This window comes from Paenibacillus sp. Y280 (assembly GCF_056786335.1).
The window spans coordinates 161,504-178,888 of the sequence record NZ_JBXCIW010000011.1 but is presented as its reverse complement, the minus strand read 5'-3'; the positions used below and the strand labels follow the sequence as shown (position 1 = coordinate 178,888).

Genomic DNA, 17,385 nt, shown 5'->3' with positions numbered 1-17,385 from the left:
ACTTCATCTTATGGTTGCTCCTCTCTTTGGGTGATGTTGTCTTCGCAAACACCATTCTACCAAAGATCGGGGCACTTTTTTATATTTTTATGTGATGGTACTTTCGTAATTCAGGTTTAATCATGTTAACGCTTAACGATATGAAACAAGCTCAACGGGCAGAATAACGTAACAAAATATGGTAAGGTAATATTAGCAAAATCGTATCTTTCTTTAGGAGAACCATTTAGTAGATGAGTTTTTATGAGGACGATCATATTACTTATGTTAGTCTTTTTAACTGGGTGCACTAACAATGACAACTCTATTGGAAGCGTGAGTAAGGAACTTGAAAAGAAGGTAGTAATAGATGAAGATATAGAAAGCGAAAAATATGCTGCAGAATTTTATGTGAATTACGACGGACATGGTTATTCAATAGATTAATTCAGAACGCGTCCAGCCGCGCGATTGGCGTTCGCAGCAGTGCAGCCGCCACTTTGATAAAACATAAATAACCCGCAAGAGGACATTGTTTTCCATGTGTCCTTCTTGCGGGTTACAGTTCATTGTCTAAAAGTGAGCGTGTTTCTATTCGAATAATTCATCCATTAGCGCGTCTATTTCACTCTTACGTTTTTTCGTATCTTCAGAGTTAACACGTTCGCATTGCGTGACAACTTTTCTTTCGGTACGTCAATTATTTCAAGATCCAATCGTTCAGGTCAAAATTATTGTCGGCCAGCTTCTCGTCCACAAGGAATTTCTTCGTTCCATCGAGAAGCTTGAGACCGGCGTCGGTAAAGGGAACATCCTTTATTATACTGATCGGGGCTGTCTTCTTAGCCAGCTCCGGTGTCGTGCCGCCGATCTCCGCCGCAAACTTGTAATATTCATCCTCATGCTGCTTGAGGTCCTCCAGCGCCTTCAACCGAATTTCGTTCCATATCTTCGGGAAATCCGGGAAATTTTTCAAATAATCCTCGGATACGACAGTTACACTCGATCCATAAAGATCCGGATGACTCGTCGCATCGTCCAGATGCGTAAAGCCCTGGTCGATCAGCTTGAGCGCATTGACGCCGTTGTTCGTCGTGGCATCCACCTCGCCCCGCGCAAGTGCCGCTTCGGCGTCCGGGCGAAGCAGATGAACCAGCTTGTAGTCCGTTACGCCTTCCTCTTTCAGAAGCCCGACTATATAACGGTGCATAAAGGAGCCTTTTTGAATGGCAATCGTCTTCCCTTGGAGGTCCTTAACCGTCTTGGGACCGTTTTTCTTGCCGATCAAATAGCCGATTAATTCGGTCGAGACCTGCGCGATCACCCGGGTTTTCGCTCCGGACGAGTGGGCCAGAATGGCCGGCGTATCGCCCAAGCCGCCGAAATCGAGCCTGCCGCCGATGAGCGCTTCACTTTGGTCAGGTCCGTTCGGAAAGCCGGTCAGCTTCACTTCGGTGATGCCGTATTTCTTCAATTCCGCTTGAATGATGCCTTTATAGAATCCCCAGCCTTCCGCGCCGGAAGGCAAATTCAGCTTGTTCGTGCCGATATAGCCATAGTTCAGAACAGCGGGAACATCACTCTTGGCACCGCCGGAAGCGGCCGTCACGCCGGCGTTTCCGCTTGCCGCGGATGAGTCCTCCTGCTTGCCGTCGCTTCCGCTTTTATTTCCGCATGCCTGAATGAAAAGCAGTATAAGTGCAAAAGCAAGAATGCCTGTGAAACGCAATGCCTCACGGCCTCCTTTTCCCCTCTTTGTCATCTCTGTTTCTCTCCTCTCAAGTCTCTATACATGTTGATTAAAATCTTGTTTTAACAGACAATTGATACATATATTCGTGACTGGATACCGGCGTTCGTCCCTGCCCCCAGCCGACTTTCTCCCGGTAACCGCCGAGCAGCCCCTTCTGCACGATTTCCTCCTCGCTTATATGAATGACGGCTTCCGAATCCGGCGCCACATAGAGCGCATCCACCGGACAATACAACTCGCACATGAAGCAGGTTTGGCAGTCGCTTTGCCGCGCGATGAGCGGGATGCCGTTCTCTACGCGGTCAAAAACATTCGTGGGACAGACATTAACACACTGGTTGCACTCGATGCATTTTGACTCGCTGATGATTTCAATCAATTTATGACGGCCTCCTTCTGAACTTCCTGCGTCTTGACCCACACATGATCCAGCCCGCCGCTTACCAATCGGTAGCGCTGCTCATTATCCAATTGCGGGAAGTCTTCCCGTTTGTGCATTCCTCTCGTTTCGGTACGAACGCGTGCGGAATGATACATCCACCGGGCGGTCGCGGTCATGGCCGCCGCTTCGCGGGCTTTGACCCCATCAGAATTCAAGGTTACGGCTTTGCCGCGCAGCTCGTTCCAGATACTGTCGAGGCGCTCGATCGAACCATCCAACCCTTTCTCCGTTCTGAACAGGTTGCGGTCGTACGGCATGACTTCCTCTTGGATGGAACGAACGTATTCCTCCGTCTTCCGTGGAGCGGATTGATCCACTGCTTTGGTGGAGAGTGGAGAGGAGGACAAGCCTTTCAAACGGCGGAATTCCTTTTTCACGCCGAGGTTTTGAGCATACGCGGCCGCCCCTTCACCTGCGAACGATCCCGAAGACATCGCCCAAGCCGCATTATGGCTGCCGCCACCGGTGAAGCCGCCGCAGATCAGCTCGCGCGTTGCGGCGTCGCCGGCGGCGTATAATCCGGGCACTTTGGTGGCGCAGTGCTCGCTGGCGATATGAATTCCTCCGGTACCTCGCACGGTTCCTTCCAAACGCAGCGTGACCGGGAACTTGTCTTTGAACGGATCGATGCCGAGCCGATCGAACGGCAGAAAGAAATTGGTCTGCCCGACGCGCAGCAGCGGCTGAATATCATCCGGCGCTTGATCGAGACTCGCGTATACTTGCCTTCCTTGCAGCAGGTTGCGGGCTATAACCGAACGGCCCCGCTTCGATCCGGCTTCTTCCACAACCGAACCGTCCTCATAATAGAAGCTGGCGTATTTGTAATAAGCCGTTTTGGTCACCGACGAGAATGTGGGTGAAATCGCGTAAGCATTCGAAAATTCCATTCCCGAGAGCTCCGCTCCTGCTTCCGCGGCGAGCAAGTAACCGTCTCCCGTCAGTACGTTGCAGCCGAGCGCCCTGCTGAGGAAGGCGCATCCGCCGGATGCGATAATGACTGCCCCTGCGCGCACGGTCCAGGTGTCGCCCGCTTGCGTGCGGACGCCGGTCGCTCCGCCAACGCCATGCTCATCCGCCAGCAGTTCCAGCGCGGGACTGTGGTCTAATATTTTCACGCCCGATTTCAGCGCCTTCTTGCGCATCAGCTTCATATATTCCGGTCCTTGAAGCCCTCTCCGGTATTGGGTGCCGTTCTCATCGAGCGGAAACGGATAGCCCCATTCGGCGATTTTGTTCATATTCTCGTAGGTCCGGTCGAGTACCCGATCCATCCACCCATTCTCTGCCAGATGGCCTCCCAGCCCGAAACGGCTTTGCTTTGCCTCTTCACGCAGCTGAGCGTCCGGCTTGATGTACCACACCCCAGTACCCGAAGGCGCCGTGGCGCCGCTCGATCCGCAGTATCCTTTATCCACAAGCACTACCTTCGCGCCTTTGGATGCTGCAGTAATCGCCGCCCACGTGCCCGCAGGTCCCCCGCCAATGACCAATACATCGGCATCCAACTGAAGATCGACCGCCTTTACACTCGTTTCACTCATTTTCCTTGCCTCCTATTTTTCATTATTGATCTATGGAACACATCTGCCATGTGCGACAAATGAAACCAATCAAGCTTAACCCCTGTAATTGTCTCGCCAGTGCAGCCAGCGTCGTTCCAACAGCCGCACAAGAGAATCGAACAGCTTGCCGACGATTGCGAAAATAATGACCCCGACAAAAATGACTTCCGTCGTCGAGTTCTGCTTCCCGATGTTGATCAAAAATCCGATACCCGATTGTGAACCGATCAATTCGGCGACAACAAGGCCAAGCCATGAGACGGCCAAGGAAAGCCGCACTCCGAGCAGGATGTTCGGTAAAGCGGCGGGCAGGATGAGCCGCGTAATTTGTTTGAACCGGCTGAATTCCAGCACGCCCGCGACGTCGAACAGACGGTTATCTACGCTGCGTATTCCCGCGAACGTGTTGATATACATCGGGAAGAACGCCCCGTTTGCGATAATGAAGACTTTAGACGTCTCACCGAATCCGAACCATAAAATGATGAGCGGCGCGAGCGCCAGATGCGGCACCATCCGCAGCATTTGGAAGCTCGGATCGAGCACATGCTCCGCTTTCCGGGAAAATCCGACGAGCAGGCCGGTCAGCAGGCCCAAGCTGCCTCCTATGGCGAAACCGGCCGCCGCTCGCTGTATGCTGATGCTCAAATTGATGACTATTTCGCCTGACACGATCATCTCTTTGAATGACTCCAGTATCATGGCCGGTGTGGGAAGGAAGAAGGTGGAAATAAACCCCAGCTTGCCCGCAAGCTGCCAAACAATCACTATGATTACAGGAAGGATCGATCCGATAATAAAATCGTTTACTCTCGCTTTCCATTTCAAGACGGACCAAGAGGACTTCCGTTCATTTGTTCTGCCTATCGGCTGGACAAGCACTTCCACCTGGTTGCTCATAACGATGCATCGCCTCCTAGCCTTGATAATTGTCGCGCCACTTCAGCCACCTTCGTTCCAACAAACGGACGAGCGAATCGGTCAGCTTCCCGACGACTGCGAAAATGATAATACCTACAAATACGATTGGCGTCTTGCTAAACTGCCTCGCATCCGACATCAGATAGCCGATTCCCGAGGTAGAAGCCATGAGCTCCGCCACGACCAATCCGAGCCAAGAGATTCCAATCGAGAGGCGCACCCCCAGAAGTATGTTCGGCAGCGCAGCCGGAATGACGAGCCGAATCAACTGCTTAAACCGGCTGAAGCCGAGCACCCTCGCCACTTCAAACAGCTTGTTATCCACATTGCGGATACCGAGAAAAGCATTGATATAAAGCGGGAAAAAGGCGCCTTTGGCAATGAGCAGCACTTTCGATTCTTCCCCGATTCCGAACCATATGACGAACAGTGGCGCTACCGCCAGACTCGGAATCATTCGAATCATCTGGACGGTTGGATCGAATGCCCGCTCAGTCCGGCGGAACAGTCCTACAAGAATACCGCACAGAAGCCCGAACCCACCGCCAAGGAAAAAACCAAGCGCAGCGCGGGCAACGCTGATTCGAAAGTGCTCCCACAGCTCACCCGAGGCAGCAAGCTTACCGAAAGCTTTGGCAATTGTTACAGGCGTCGGGAACAACAAGGTCGAAATAACCCCAAGCTCGCCCAACACCTGCCAGAAAACAAGAAGCGCGAGGGGCAGAAGCGAACCCAGCAAGAAAACCGTCGTTCGCTTGTAGCCTCCGGGTTTCGTGATTTCGGTCGATGCGCTCATTCTAGTATCCTCCCTTCATTTGGCCGCTAGATGCCTGCGCCGCTTTCGACTAGCTCCAGTTCCTCGATTCTCTCGAATTCGCCGATTACCTTATAACGCAGCTCCTGAAAGGCGACACTCGATTTCTTGCGCGGAAACAACAGCTCCACGGGGACAATTTTCTGAACCGTTCCGGGACGCGGCTTCAGAATGACGATCCGATTGGCCAGAAATACCGCTTCGTCAATATCGTGAGTAACAAAAATCATCGTCGTTTTGTTCTGTTGCCAAATATCGAGAAGCACCTCCTGCATATGCGCTCTCGTGAAGGCGTCAAGCGCGCCGAATGGCTCGTCGAGCAGCATCACCTTCGGGTTGCGTAGCAGTGCCCGGGCAATGGCTACCCTTTGGGCCATACCTCCGGACAGCTCCCGCGGATACGATTTCTCGAAGCCCTTCAAGCGCACAAGTTCGATCAGTTCATCCACCTTCTTACGGATTTCCGGCTTATGCAGGGATAAGTCGGCGGCGATGTTCTTCTCGACTGTCAGCCATGGGAACAAGCGAGGCTCCTGAAAAATAAATCCCTTCTCAATGCCCGGCCCGGTCACCTGCCGGTCATTCAGCTTAACGCTGCCGTCAAAATCGACGTCGAGCCCGGCGACGATTTTGAGCAGCGTGCTTTTTCCACAGCCGCTCGGACCGATGACAGTAATGAATTCACCTTCTTTCACCGCCAGATTAATATTTTGAAGAGCCGAAATGGTGCCTTTGCCGGAATGAAAAGTCTTGCTGAGCTGCCGGATGTCGAGTAACGCGCTCATGAGTTTCATCCTTTCTCTCGTCCCGTTCGTTATTAACACAAAGAGGCATTCTCAATTGAGAATGCCTCCGTTCGAACGGTCGACCTTATTTAATTTGGTTAAACCATATTATTCTTAGTTAATTAGTTGGTTTTAACATAACAAGAAACCGCCATGCTGTCAATGGTAGTGGAGAAGTTGGTTTTAAACCTGTACATACAGCTGTATGTACAGGTTTAAAAATGATAATAAACGTCTGCATACTTGTTGAAATAGTACTCCTGTATGCTAAACTAGTAAATAAATGATAGAAAACGCAAGGAGATAAATGATGATCAAGCTCGTATCCTGGAACGTAAACGGTCTTAGAGCATGCGTAACCAAAGGCTTTAACGACTACTTCAAAGAAACAGACGCCGATATCTTTTGCCTGCAGGAGACGAAGCTGCAAGACGGACAAATCAGCATGGAGCTGGGCGAGGCGTATTTCCAGTATTGGAATTATGCGATTAAGAAAGGCTACTCCGGCACCGCTGTGTTCACGAGAATAAAGCCTCTATCCGTGCACTACGGCATAGAGGAGAACTCGGAGCCCGAAGGGCGTGTCATTACGCTTGAGTTCGACGGCTTCTACCTCGTCAACGTATATACACCGAATGCGAAGCGCGACTTGACGAGACTGGATTACAGAATGGAATGGGAAAATCGGTTCCGCAGCTACCTGCAGCAGCTGGATGCCGTAAAGCCTGTACTCGTATGCGGCGATCTGAACGTGGCGCATCAGGAGATCGACCTGAAGCATCCAAAACCGAATCTGGGCAACTCAGGCTTTACGTTAGAAGAGCGAGGCAAGATGACGGAGCTTCTAGAGGCTGGGTTCCTCGATACGTTCAGACATTTGTACCCGGATCGTGCGGATGTGTACAGCTGGTGGTCTTACATGCCGAAGGTGCGCGAGCGGAACGTTGGGTGGCGCATTGATTATTTTCTAGCTTCATCCAGGCTAAGCCCGCTGCTCATCGATGCGCAAATCGATACTCATATTTTGGGAAGCGACCACTGCCCTGTCCTGCTTATGATGGAGGATATTGAAGCCGAAGCTTCGGAATAGGCAGTCCATTAAACTCGAATAGGCGGACGGCACTCAGGGCTTGAGCGTCGTCCGCCTATTTGCATTGTTAATTGGGGAGCGTCTCCGTCATGGCATCCTTTTCGCGCAAGTAAGCCAGCGCCGTCTGCATTTTATCGATATAAGCCGGCTCGTTGCCCGTACACCTAAATTGAACGTTTCCGGTTCCGCCGCCCCCGGCGAAGCCGTACCGGCTTAGCAAGGCTTGCAGACGCTTCACCGTCCCGGCATTCCCATCCACAATCTCGATATGAGCCGGAAGCAGCTCTCGCAAAATATCCTTGTAGAACGGGTAATGCGTGCAGCCAAGTACAATGATGCCGTAATCATTCAAATCATAATTAGAGAGCTTGGACCTGAAATATTCATTCATGATTTGTTTATCAAATTGCAGCGATTCGCAATAATGCACAAGCTCCGGCAGAGGCAGCGAATCGACGATTCCCATATCATCCACGCGGGAGACGAGCGCATAATACTTAGGCATCTGAAGCGTTAATGGCGTTGCGAAGACGAGCACTCTTTTGCCCGTTGCACGGTTCATCTCCACCGCCGGCTTAACTGCAGGCTCCATGCCTACGATCGGAAGAGAGTATCGCTTCCTAAGCTCCGTAATCGCAATGCTAGTCGCTGTATTGCAAGCTACGACTAACGCATCCATTCCCTCATTCATCATCTTGCCAACCGTATCGAAAATGTACGCCTTCACGTCTTCCTTCGGCTTCGTGCCATAGGGAACGTGAAGCGTGTCCGCCATATAAAGAAAATCCTTGTCAGGGAGCCGCTTGAGCGCTTCCGCCAGCACGGTAAGTCCGCCGATCCCTGAGTCAAAAAAACCTATTCGCATGTCTCATCGATTCCTTACGTTTAATGAAATAGAATAATCGGATAGAGCTAATTCCATCTTAACTCATTCCCACCCTGCATTAAAGCTTATAATTGCTTCTTCGATTAAAAAAACGCCCCTCGTCCTTCATGGACAAGAGGCGCTCTATTGTTTTATGGCGCTCGCTTCGGCAGCAGCCGGACATATTCATCCGAAAGCTTCATGAGCTCCAATATATAATCATAATCCTCGCGGTATTGGCTGAAATCTGCTACCGGTTCTTTCGTCCTAATATCGGTGGCCGTACCATCCTCGAATCCTTTGCCTGGCACGAACAAAATTTCATTGTTGAAAAATGACCCCGTCGGCAAATAATATCGCATACCGACTACATTTTGCGTCGTATTGAGCAAATCATGGCCAAAGGCCGTATAGCCTTCATCCTTGAGGGATATGCCAAGCAAATTAGAAATCGTCGGCATAATATCCACTTGGCCGCCTACCTGCTCCACTACCTTCCCGTCTTCACCTGGTACATGGATGAACAACGGAATATTGAAGCGGCTGACTAGACCGTCATATTTAATGCCCAACTGCTCGCTGACCCATGCGGGATCATTATCCTTCGCCTGCAGCCCGGAGTGATCGCCGTATGCGACCAGCACCACATTTTCCCACATGCCGTTCGCTTTGAGTCCCTCTATAAATTTCCCGAGCGCGTAATCGGCATAATTGATCGCTGTTAAATAATCGCCTAGCTGCGTATCCTGCAGCGATTCCGGCATCTTAATCCGCTGGAGCTCGCTCGGCACCCTGAACGGATGATGGCTGGATGCCGTTACAAACTGCGCATAAAAAGGCTTATTTTGCTGATCGAGCGCTTGAAGCTTCTCTAATCCGACCCGGTACAACTCCTCATCTGAGGCGCCAAAGGAATTAAAATGGTCATTTTTAAAAGAAGGCTTATCATAGTATGTTTCAAATCCTAAAGCAGAATACATTCGGTTGCGATCCCAGAACGTTACATCATTAATATGAAACGTGTTCGTGGCATAGCTGCTCTCTCCAAGCAATCTTGGCATACTGGGCACGACTCTGTTGCCATAACCGGTGGACATAGCCATAACGCCTGTCGGATAGATGGAAGTGTTGGACATGAACTCGGCATCCGATGTGTTGCCCTGCCCGATTTGCTGGAAGAAATGCGGGAAGTAGAAGCTCTCCTTCGCCAGCTTATTCAGAACAGGAGTAACGACTTGTCCTCCAACCGAAAGATTAATCGTAAAGTTTTGGAACGCTTCGAGCTGAACGACGATGACATTCTTACCTTTGGCGAAGCCAAAGTAGTTCGGCGTACCTGCTGTCATCGCAGCCCCCGCTTGGTCAAAATAAGAAGTCTGAAGCGCCTCAGTGCTAGCAGCCGTTTCTTCCACGCTTCCGTTCTTAATTGCGTCCTGCTCCTGATTCGCTTTAATCGCAGCGGCAACCTGATAATCTAGAAAGCCTAAGCTTTCAGCTTGCACGATCTCATTTGGGATAGAGCTGGCTGACCAGATGTATCCGCCCGATACAGCAACGCACAAAACAGCAGCCATACTTGCGATCAATGGCCTGACAACGCGTCTTCGACTCTCGCTGCGCTTACCCCGTACAAGATTAATGATATACAGCAGAACAAATACGATAACATCTGCAAAAAATAAATAATATTTAGCTTGGATAATCGATCCTACGCTTGTCCGAATTTGCAGCACCTGATCCAATCCATGCAGTGCGGTGTATGTAGGCACCGTTCCATAATAGCTAAAATATATAGTAGAAACGAAAAGTAGAAGCGACAGCACTGCATTCAGTATCCCAAATACCGTCCCTTTCCACTTCGCGGAGGTTATGATGTCAACGACCAGCAACAAGGCAAGCACCGCTGCCGCATCCGTAAGCAGACGATCCGCCTCTATGCCATTAAAGACGAATTGGCGGAACAGGACCATTTTCAGCATCATAACAATAAATAAAATAATAATCGGCGACCTATCGTAATTGGAACGGGTAGATATAAGCTTCAAGATCCTTCACTCCCTAGAAATCAACACTTGCTCCGAAAATAAAAATAAACCGTCAAGGAATGACGGCTTACTTAACTATTAATGTTAAGGGAATGTAAAGAAAAATGCAACGGCTAATATAGGAAACAATACACTTGCTATATTTTTCAGGATAGACTTCCGCTGATTTATTGACGGATATTGGAAGCTGCGGCGTTAATACAATAATAAAAAAGCAATTAATGAGAGCCGATATCAAAAGAAAGTATAATACGTCAAAACATCTCAAAGGTCAAATTAAACTGGCCCTAAGACAACTCCTCTTTATGTTTCAATAGAATACTTTAATGTGCTACCGCAGTTAATTGGATAGATAAATTTAATAAGCAATACATTAACTCTATTGTACGATCTTTTTGCCCTTCAATGACAATCGATATAGAGCAACAGATGTCAATGTAATTATTCCCCCTATAACAATAAAGGCAACACCATAAGTATGTAAGTGATAATCTGTTGCAGGAATAAATAGCCAGATAAATTTACGGATACCCATACTGCCATTACTTCTAGCACTAAATGTGTAGATGGTGTATCCTTGATAAATAACATACAAGCCAATAATCAATAAGATAATCCTACTGAATAACTTCATCTTAGGCTCCTCCTTCTCTTTATCGTTTAATTTAATTATTATATTCCATCTTTGTAATTCTATACTCGGTGCATTTTATTACACTTTCCTTATGTTAGTAAATCATCACTCCTCCCACTTTTAATTCATTTAGGCTACGTTACAAGCGTCGATAAAAATGTTCTTTCGGACTCCTCAAATATTTTAGACGGAAAGAGTAAGCATATTGTTACGATGCAACCACATTTCCTACATTGGAACATCGGCTTCTTATTTTGTGGTTTTAACCTAACAATAGCGTTCATAGGGACACCGTAACTAAGCATTTTCTATATTCTCTAACCTTGCCCCGAATAGATGGACGCAAAGAAAACCTCTATAATAAATCATGGAGAGGTACATATGGGACAAGGGAAGAAATTCGATAAGGCATTTAAGGAGCAGGTAGGAGTCAATTTCATAATTCAGAACCCTTGGTATGACTAAAGAATTTGGACATAAAAAAGGGAGTACCTCCCCAATTCTCGAAATAGTAGGTGAAAGCCGCCCTAACGATCCCCGCTTTGGTGAAATGCCGCAGCTCGAATGCCCCGCTTCGTTTCGCACGCTTATAGTGACCTATATTGGGCTGCTTGAAGAATTGGAACCAATAAAGGAAATGGTGCAGCAGACGTACGGAGATAAGGTCCATATCCTCCTCATGAAGGATCAATACATAGAGAACCACTATTTTCTGGAGTTCAGCCATAGTAAGGCAAACAAAAAGGAGGGGCTGCTGCAATGGGCTAAGCTCATGCAATGCGAGCCTGAGGAAATAACCGTATTCGGAGATAATCTGAACGATATGGGCATGTTTGAAGGCTCATCGCATTATCGACGCTCGTAGGTGAAAGCAACGAAAATTGCAGAAGGGCATCCCTATCCTGAAGAACGGGAACCCTTGCGGGTTCCCGTTCTACGTTATTTATTTGACCAGCAAGGTGTAAATCGCTTTCGCGCTTTCTGCGCGTGTCAATTGCGCTTTAGGAGCGAATGAATTGCCGCTGCGGCCTTCAATGAAGCCAGCTGCATATGCTGTGTCGATGTAAGCTAGTGCCCACTCTGCAGCTTCGCTGCGATCCGCAAACTTCGCTTCAGCCCCAGCTGCTAGCTTGCTGCCTGCTTTATGCTCGTATGCCCGAACCAATAGGACTGACATTTCTTCTCTCGTAATCTTCGCGTTTGGTGCGAAGGTTGTTGCATCCTTACCTTGAACAATGCCCGCTTGGCTTGCAGCAGCTATGGCTTCCGCATACCATGCGCTAGCGCTCACATCCGTGAACCCTGCCGGCCCAGTCGCTGTAAGACCGAGCGCTCTAACGAGCAATGCAGCAAACTCGGCACGCGTTACATCGGCTTGCGGTGCAAATTGATTCGCGCTTATACCTTTTATAATGTGCTTAGCGGCCATCTCTTTAATGATATCGGCTGCCCAATAATTAGCTGCCACATCCGTAAAGGATTTGTTATACTCCAAAACCGCATATTTACTGAAGTGATGAATATCTACCTTAAGCTCATCTCCAACAAGCTTGCCGCCTACATACTCCAGCTTGCCATCGTCGGCGATGTAATACACGCCAATCAAAGATTTATTGCGACCTGCAGCCACTTTCAGACTGATCGTAATAGGCTCATCAAATTGGCTTAATACCGTTGTCTTGCCATCTTTCGTTACAACGGACAACGAGAAGTCGTAAATATCGCCTGCTGGCTTCACATCCGCATTGCTTTGCGTTTTTGCTTTGCTTAATAGATCAGATGATGCTGCGTCCGAAACCTTTTTATAATCAAATGAGATTTGGGCGCCTTCGAGCTGACTAGCAGGCAGTAACGCCTGAAGCTTCGCCAGCACCTTGGTTGGAATTTCTACGCTTAGGTCATCGCTGTCCAATTGCAGCTTGTTGCTGCCAATCGCTTCTGCCGCTGTAATAGGAAACAGAACTTGCGGCTTATCTTTGGCAATCGCTACCGTCACGACGCCGTCTTTACCGTTTTTCAAGCTATCCGTGGTGATAACTTGCTTGTCTTTATTAGGGTCCTCAATTAGAGGTCCACCACCAGGACCGCCAGGACCACTAGTCGGAGGAGGGCCAGCTGTTCCCGTTGAATCAGCAACAAAGGAGAGGTTATTAAACCTTGTTATATTTTCACTTGTGAAATAATAAGTGTCCGCTCCTGTTTCCAAGCTATTAAATTTCAAATAGTCTCCATAGCGCAATACGGCTTTATATTTTTCCTTCGATGATGGCATCATGATTTCATTTCCGCCGCTTGTGCTCGACAGCTGCAGTTCATAGGTCTCGCCCTTCACTAATGAAACAGGAAACTTCAAAGTAAAGATATGATCGCTATACACCACTTTTTGCAGCTCGCTATCGTACCATGAGTCTACTTGTACTTCAGATGCGTATGCAATTAGATTTATTTTACTATTTGATAATACAAAATCTGTTGGAACAGCAGCCGATCGATCAATTCGAGCTCCTTTTCCGTTATTTTCGGGCAGCTCTACTTGAATGAATGGATAGCCTGATTTTTCTGGTGTGAACGAAAAGAGCTTTTCCCCACTCTTGAGGTAAGAATTCTCTTTTTTTCCTGAGAGATATTCCGCAGTTTTCATCCGGTACAAATCCAATGCAACGGTTTCGTCTTCGTAAAGATACGATCCATCTTCACGTTTAGGAATAACAAACTTCTTCTTATCTTCTCCTTCTGTTATCTTCATTTCCTTTGTTGTATCCGAGCCAACAAACGCGCTATAAGCGACCCATTTGTAAGGTGTATTGTTATCGTCGTATTGTGTGCTCGCATTTGAAGACACTTTTCCAGCGATTTGTACAGCCTTGCCTGATGCGTCGATTCGTTCAACCGTCACGTTATCAGGATCAGCTGTATAGATTCCCCCTGTTAACTCTCCCGTTGTTTCGTTGTAATCGAATCCTATGTAGGCAGCTGCATGAGAAAGGATTGGCATTAACATAGACAACAACAACAATGTTACTACTGAAGCACTAAACTTCTTGCGGATTGGCTTGTTCATTGATAAACTCCTTTTTTTGAAATTTTTTACATAACTATTCTATTCTATCAAATATGATTATCTATATCTAGGTTTTTAAGTCTTTGTACTCCAAGCACAATTCAATATCTTCCAGATTAAATCGCAAAGAAAATAGGAAGCCTATCGAGTTCCCATTATTCTATCTTTTATTTGACCAACAAAGTGTAAAACGCTTTCGCGCTTTCTGCGCGTTTTCCATATTACTCAAGCGGAAAATGGGAAGTATGCATATTAAATATTATTTAACTTCAACCTTGATTGCGTATGCAACAGAACCTTTTGACCATTTTGCAAAAAAAGAATATATATGCACTCCACTAACATCAGAGGCCTTAATTTGGTTAGACACTACCGTTATATTTTTAAAGTCTTTCTTACTTATTGTTTCAACAGCCCTTATCTCTTTTGGAGGATGATCAAATGATATATTAATTTTCGAGTTTTTAGGTACGACAATAGGCTCTTTATTTTTCATAATATCTGAAGGATCTCCATAACCGTCTTTTGTTCCCCAACTATAAGATATTACTTCTACAGGAATATTAGTCTCATTGTCCTCAGATACAGCTGTAGCATTAGGTAATGGCATATTGCTCAAACTCCCACAGCCAGTAGGTATCATAATACATATAAGCAAAAATATGAGTCTAAACATTAAACTCCCCTTTTCATTAATAAACTCAACATTGTTTTCCAAATCGAATGTAACATTTTTGTCGAGTTAGTGATTGCAGCACTGATAGGGTCTAAGATTACTAGAGCTTTTTCAGATGTTTAATAATAGAATCCAACAAGTCGTTATACAGCTTCTGTTGAGTTACCATATGCTTAGCCTTCACTAGCTTACTTGCAGCCCGCTCATAATAGCGAGAGTCCCCTGAATCATTGCCCATTCGTACATCTATTTTGGCTGATTCATATAGGATCGAGCTCGACCATGGAATAGCCCGCTCTGCCCGAACGAGCTGCGCTTGTGCATATTCCAGATGATTTGCTCTTACTGCTCTTACTGCTTGCTCCTTCCAATGGTAGCCGGCAGCCATCCATCCAAAGAAAAAGGCAACGAAAATTAAAGCCGAGCATGCTGCTGCAAGCTTAACCCCATTAACTTTTATCACCTTTATTTTCTGAGGCATATGAAGCATTAAGCTAATCAGCAAAGTGAGTATAAGCGGAAACGTCAGGTCAAAATCAAAGGCCGCGTGCAGGAGCATCATTGTGATCATAACAAATAAGCCTTTGCCTTCTATCTCATTCGTGCTTCCAGCCGCATGCCATACAGATAGTCCATTCTTTATAAAAATAGCAATCAGAGCCAACCAGCATAGTCCGCCTATTAGACCGATATCCAAAAATACTTGAATATAGTGGTTGTGAATAAATTTTACAAAATACTCCTGAGATTGATACGCATACTGAAGCACCGTCCAGCCGCCTCCGCCAGTACCTCCCCACATATAATCCATAAACATATGGATACTATCTTTCCAATACACCAAGCGGATTTGAAATTCTGATGTTTTTGTTTGAATGCTCGCCACGCGATTGAGAAAGAACAAAACATCCTGCTTAATTAACATGGCGATAATCAGACTTCCTAGATGGCAAACTGCCACGTAAAGGATTGATTTTTTTGTTCGTAATTGCGGAATAAGAAATAGGGTCACAGCTGCTGAGATAAGCCAAAGTATCCATACTGAGCGAGAGAAGGTTAAGAGCAAGCCAACGGCGTTGACTGTCAATAACAATAGCTGAAGCTTGGATTGGGTCTTAGCGAATGCAAGCATGCTTATGAGGATTCCTGCCAAAAGAATGATTGCGAGGGCATTGGCATATTGCAGCGTAGATTCCAGTCTTCCCTGTCGTTCGAGTTGAAACGCAATACCGATGAACACCAAGAAGGAGCCTATCCAAGGCCAGAGGTATAGGAGCTTTGCAAGCTTTTCACGCGCAAGCATCGTTGCCATCAAAGACAACGGAATCAGGCTCGACACCCTTGATGCTTCTAATACAGCAGCTTCAAGATCTAAAGCGTATAGGCAAGCAACCCAATAACAGGCTACAAATAATCCAATCGGCAAATGCAGCCAAGTAACCGAAACGGATCTTCCCCACATTAAAACAACAAAAAAACCTATGTAAGCAAATACATTCATCACTAGAAAAGTTTGCTCAACGATATAGCCCGTGAAGATAGCACCGCCCAGAAAAAACAACATCAATATGATATACACAAAAGAACCGCCCATCCTGCACGCTCCAAATCTATCGTTAATTATTGGCTATACTTAGTTCGACAAATATTTCAGATCCCCTCTACACCGCAAAAAAGGAGCTGCCCCAGGTCATCGACCTTACGGGACAGCTCCTATTTCCTGCTCGTGTTACTTCTTCGCAACGTATTTGCGAATATCGAATGCTACGGCAACGACGATGATCAAGCCTTTGATGATCAGCTGCCAGTTCGGGTTGATGCCGATGAAAGTCAAACCGTAGTTGATGACGGTGAAAATAAGAACACCTGCGATGATTCCTTTTACCCGGCCTACGCCTCCGGTTGTCGACACGCCTCCAACCACACAAGCTGCGATAGCATCAAGCTCGTACATATTACCATAGTTGTTTGACGCACCACCCGTACGCGCAGCTTCCAGTACGCCTGCCAGACCATACAAAGCGCCGGCAATCGCGTAGATCCACATCAGGTTGCGAGCAACGTTAATGCCTGATACATGAGCGGCTTGAATGTTGCCGCCAATAGCGTACATGTTTTTGCCAAGACGCGTTTTGTTGAAAACAACCCATACGATGAATGCTACGAATATAGCGATGAGTACGATATAAGGAATTGAGAATTGACCGTCGCCAATGGCGCCTGTTCCAATCTCTGTAAAGTCATTTCGCAAGCCCCCGATTGGCTGTGAGTTGTTCGGCGGCAAATCGAAATAAAGCGAGTTCATGCCATACACCGCAACCATCGTGCCGAGCGTTGCGATAAACGGCGGAACGTTAAACTTTGCTACAATCAAGCCGTTCAAGAGCCCCACTAACAAGCCAACGATAATCGCAATTGCGATCGGGATGATGACTGACAGCTGCGGCAGGTTAGGGAAAAACTTGCTGGCGTAATCCGGCATTTGCAGCATCGATGCGGATACGACCGCACTGAGGCCGACTACGCGGCCTGCCGACAAGTCCGTACCTGCGGTAATAAGTACAAAAGCGGCGCCAAGTGCAATAATTACCCTCGTAGAAGACTGCACCAGCATATCTCTAAGCGTTGTTATAGACAAAAAGTTGGCATCAATGATTCCGATTATTAAAATTAATACGACAAGAACAATCCAAATTGCGTTCTGCGAAAATGCATGTTTTATTTTTAAGCCTTTAGCTGTGTTCATTTGCCCTAA

Annotated in this window: 15 protein-coding genes; 2 read left to right on the top strand and 13 right to left on the bottom strand. The window is 47.2% G+C overall.

The window, feature by feature from the left end:
- Nucleotides 1-679: 679 nt before the first annotated feature.
- The 6 genes from AC1TPC_RS16255 to AC1TPC_RS16230 all read right to left on the bottom strand — a co-directional run bounded on the left by AC1TPC_RS16255 (nt 680) and on the right by AC1TPC_RS16230 (nt 6,259).
- A complete protein-coding gene (locus AC1TPC_RS16255) occupies nt 680-1,741 on the bottom strand; it encodes an ABC transporter substrate-binding protein (protein WP_482067868.1) in 1,062 nt (353 codons plus the stop codon).
- 37 nt (nt 1,742-1,778) lie between these two features.
- Nucleotides 1,779-2,111: a 4Fe-4S binding protein gene (locus tag AC1TPC_RS16250; RefSeq protein WP_482067867.1), complete on the bottom strand. Its 333-nt coding sequence runs from the start codon at nt 2,109-2,111 to the stop codon at nt 1,779-1,781.
- Nucleotides 2,108-3,718, bottom strand: coding sequence for an FAD-dependent oxidoreductase (locus AC1TPC_RS16245; protein WP_482067866.1), 1,611 nt, complete (start codon nt 3,716-3,718; stop codon nt 2,108-2,110). Before AC1TPC_RS16245 ends, AC1TPC_RS16250 begins: the two co-directional genes overlap by 4 nt.
- A 75-nt stretch (nt 3,719-3,793) precedes the next feature.
- The gene (locus AC1TPC_RS16240; protein ID WP_482067865.1) at nt 3,794-4,639 is read right to left on the bottom strand and encodes an ABC transporter permease; all 846 of its coding nucleotides are present in this window, start codon (nt 4,637-4,639) and stop codon (nt 3,794-3,796) included.
- Between the two features lie 16 nt (nt 4,640-4,655).
- Nucleotides 4,656-5,456, bottom strand: a complete 801-nt coding sequence (locus tag AC1TPC_RS16235; RefSeq protein WP_482067864.1) for an ABC transporter permease — start codon at nt 5,454-5,456, stop codon at nt 4,656-4,658.
- A 26-nt stretch (nt 5,457-5,482) separates the two neighbouring features.
- Nucleotides 5,483-6,259, bottom strand: coding sequence for an ABC transporter ATP-binding protein (locus tag AC1TPC_RS16230; protein WP_482067863.1), 777 nt, complete (start codon nt 6,257-6,259; stop codon nt 5,483-5,485).
- Between the two features lie 313 nt (nt 6,260-6,572).
- Here AC1TPC_RS16230 and AC1TPC_RS16225 point away from each other — a divergent pair, with 313 nt between their 5' ends.
- The gene (locus AC1TPC_RS16225; protein WP_482067873.1) at nt 6,573-7,349 is read left to right on the top strand and encodes an exodeoxyribonuclease III; all 777 of its coding nucleotides are present in this window, start codon (nt 6,573-6,575) and stop codon (nt 7,347-7,349) included.
- Between the two features lie 67 nt (nt 7,350-7,416).
- Here the strand turns inward: AC1TPC_RS16225 and murI are convergent, their stop codons facing one another.
- The 3 genes from murI to AC1TPC_RS16210 form a co-directional block, all read right to left on the bottom strand.
- Nucleotides 7,417-8,214 carry a glutamate racemase gene (gene murI, locus AC1TPC_RS16220; protein WP_482067862.1) on the bottom strand — a complete coding sequence of 266 codons (798 nt, stop codon included), beginning with the start codon at nt 8,212-8,214 and terminating at the stop codon, nt 7,417-7,419.
- Nucleotides 8,215-8,366: 152 nt separating this feature from the next.
- Entirely contained in the window at nt 8,367-10,259 is a 1,893-nt protein-coding gene (locus AC1TPC_RS16215) for an LTA synthase family protein (RefSeq protein ID WP_482067861.1), read from the bottom strand.
- A gap of 379 nt (nt 10,260-10,638) precedes the next feature.
- A complete protein-coding gene (locus AC1TPC_RS16210) occupies nt 10,639-10,893 on the bottom strand; it encodes a hypothetical protein (RefSeq protein ID WP_482067860.1) in 255 nt (84 codons plus the stop codon).
- 457 nt (nt 10,894-11,350) lie between these two features.
- Here AC1TPC_RS16210 and AC1TPC_RS16205 point away from each other — a divergent pair, with 457 nt between their 5' ends.
- Nucleotides 11,351-11,758, top strand: a complete 408-nt coding sequence (locus AC1TPC_RS16205; protein ID WP_482067859.1) for an HAD family hydrolase — start codon at nt 11,351-11,353, stop codon at nt 11,756-11,758.
- A gap of 78 nt (nt 11,759-11,836) precedes the next feature.
- Here AC1TPC_RS16205 and AC1TPC_RS16200 read toward each other — a convergent pair whose 3' ends face one another.
- From AC1TPC_RS16200 to mglC, 4 genes are all read right to left on the bottom strand, one after another.
- A complete protein-coding gene (locus AC1TPC_RS16200; RefSeq protein WP_482067858.1) occupies nt 11,837-13,954 on the bottom strand; it encodes an S-layer homology domain-containing protein in 2,118 nt (705 codons plus the stop codon).
- Between the two features lie 259 nt (nt 13,955-14,213).
- On the bottom strand, nt 14,214-14,564 hold the full coding sequence (locus AC1TPC_RS16195) for a hypothetical protein (RefSeq protein ID WP_482067857.1): 351 nt from the start codon (nt 14,562-14,564) through the stop codon (nt 14,214-14,216).
- A gap of 166 nt (nt 14,565-14,730) precedes the next feature.
- Entirely contained in the window at nt 14,731-16,224 is a 1,494-nt protein-coding gene (locus AC1TPC_RS16190; RefSeq protein ID WP_482067856.1) for an O-antigen ligase family protein, read from the bottom strand.
- A gap of 135 nt (nt 16,225-16,359) precedes the next feature.
- Entirely contained in the window at nt 16,360-17,376 is a 1,017-nt protein-coding gene (gene mglC, locus AC1TPC_RS16185) for a galactose/methyl galactoside ABC transporter permease MglC (protein WP_482067855.1), read from the bottom strand.
- Nucleotides 17,377-17,385 lie beyond the last annotated feature (9 nt).

Excerpts from the sequence above, each read along its gene's own strand:
- AC1TPC_RS16235 (WP_482067864.1), bottom strand. The coding sequence starts at position 5,456 with ATGAGCGCATCGACCGAAATCACGAAACCCGGAGGCTACAAGCGAACG.
- AC1TPC_RS16245 (WP_482067866.1), bottom strand. The coding sequence starts at position 3,718 with ATGAGTGAAACGAGTGTAAAGGCGGTCGATCTTCAGTTGGATGCCGAT.
- AC1TPC_RS16255 (WP_482067868.1), bottom strand. The coding sequence starts at position 1,741 with ATGACAAAGAGGGGAAAAGGAGGCCGTGAGGCATTGCGTTTCACAGGC.
- AC1TPC_RS16205 (WP_482067859.1), top strand. The coding sequence starts at position 11,351 with ATGACTAAAGAATTTGGACATAAAAAAGGGAGTACCTCCCCAATTCTC.
- murI (WP_482067862.1), bottom strand. The coding sequence starts at position 8,214 with ATGCGAATAGGTTTTTTTGACTCAGGGATCGGCGGACTTACCGTGCTG.
- AC1TPC_RS16210 (WP_482067860.1), bottom strand. The coding sequence starts at position 10,893 with ATGAAGTTATTCAGTAGGATTATCTTATTGATTATTGGCTTGTATGTT.
- AC1TPC_RS16230 (WP_482067863.1), bottom strand. The coding sequence starts at position 6,259 with ATGAGCGCGTTACTCGACATCCGGCAGCTCAGCAAGACTTTTCATTCC.
- AC1TPC_RS16190 (WP_482067856.1), bottom strand. The coding sequence starts at position 16,224 with ATGGGCGGTTCTTTTGTGTATATCATATTGATGTTGTTTTTTCTGGGC.
- AC1TPC_RS16200 (WP_482067858.1), bottom strand. The coding sequence starts at position 13,954 with ATGAACAAGCCAATCCGCAAGAAGTTTAGTGCTTCAGTAGTAACATTG.
- mglC (WP_482067855.1), bottom strand. The coding sequence starts at position 17,376 with ATGAACACAGCTAAAGGCTTAAAAATAAAACATGCATTTTCGCAGAAC.
- AC1TPC_RS16195 (WP_482067857.1), bottom strand. The coding sequence starts at position 14,564 with ATGCCATTACCTAATGCTACAGCTGTATCTGAGGACAATGAGACTAAT.
- AC1TPC_RS16240 (WP_482067865.1), bottom strand. The coding sequence starts at position 4,639 with ATGAGCAACCAGGTGGAAGTGCTTGTCCAGCCGATAGGCAGAACAAAT.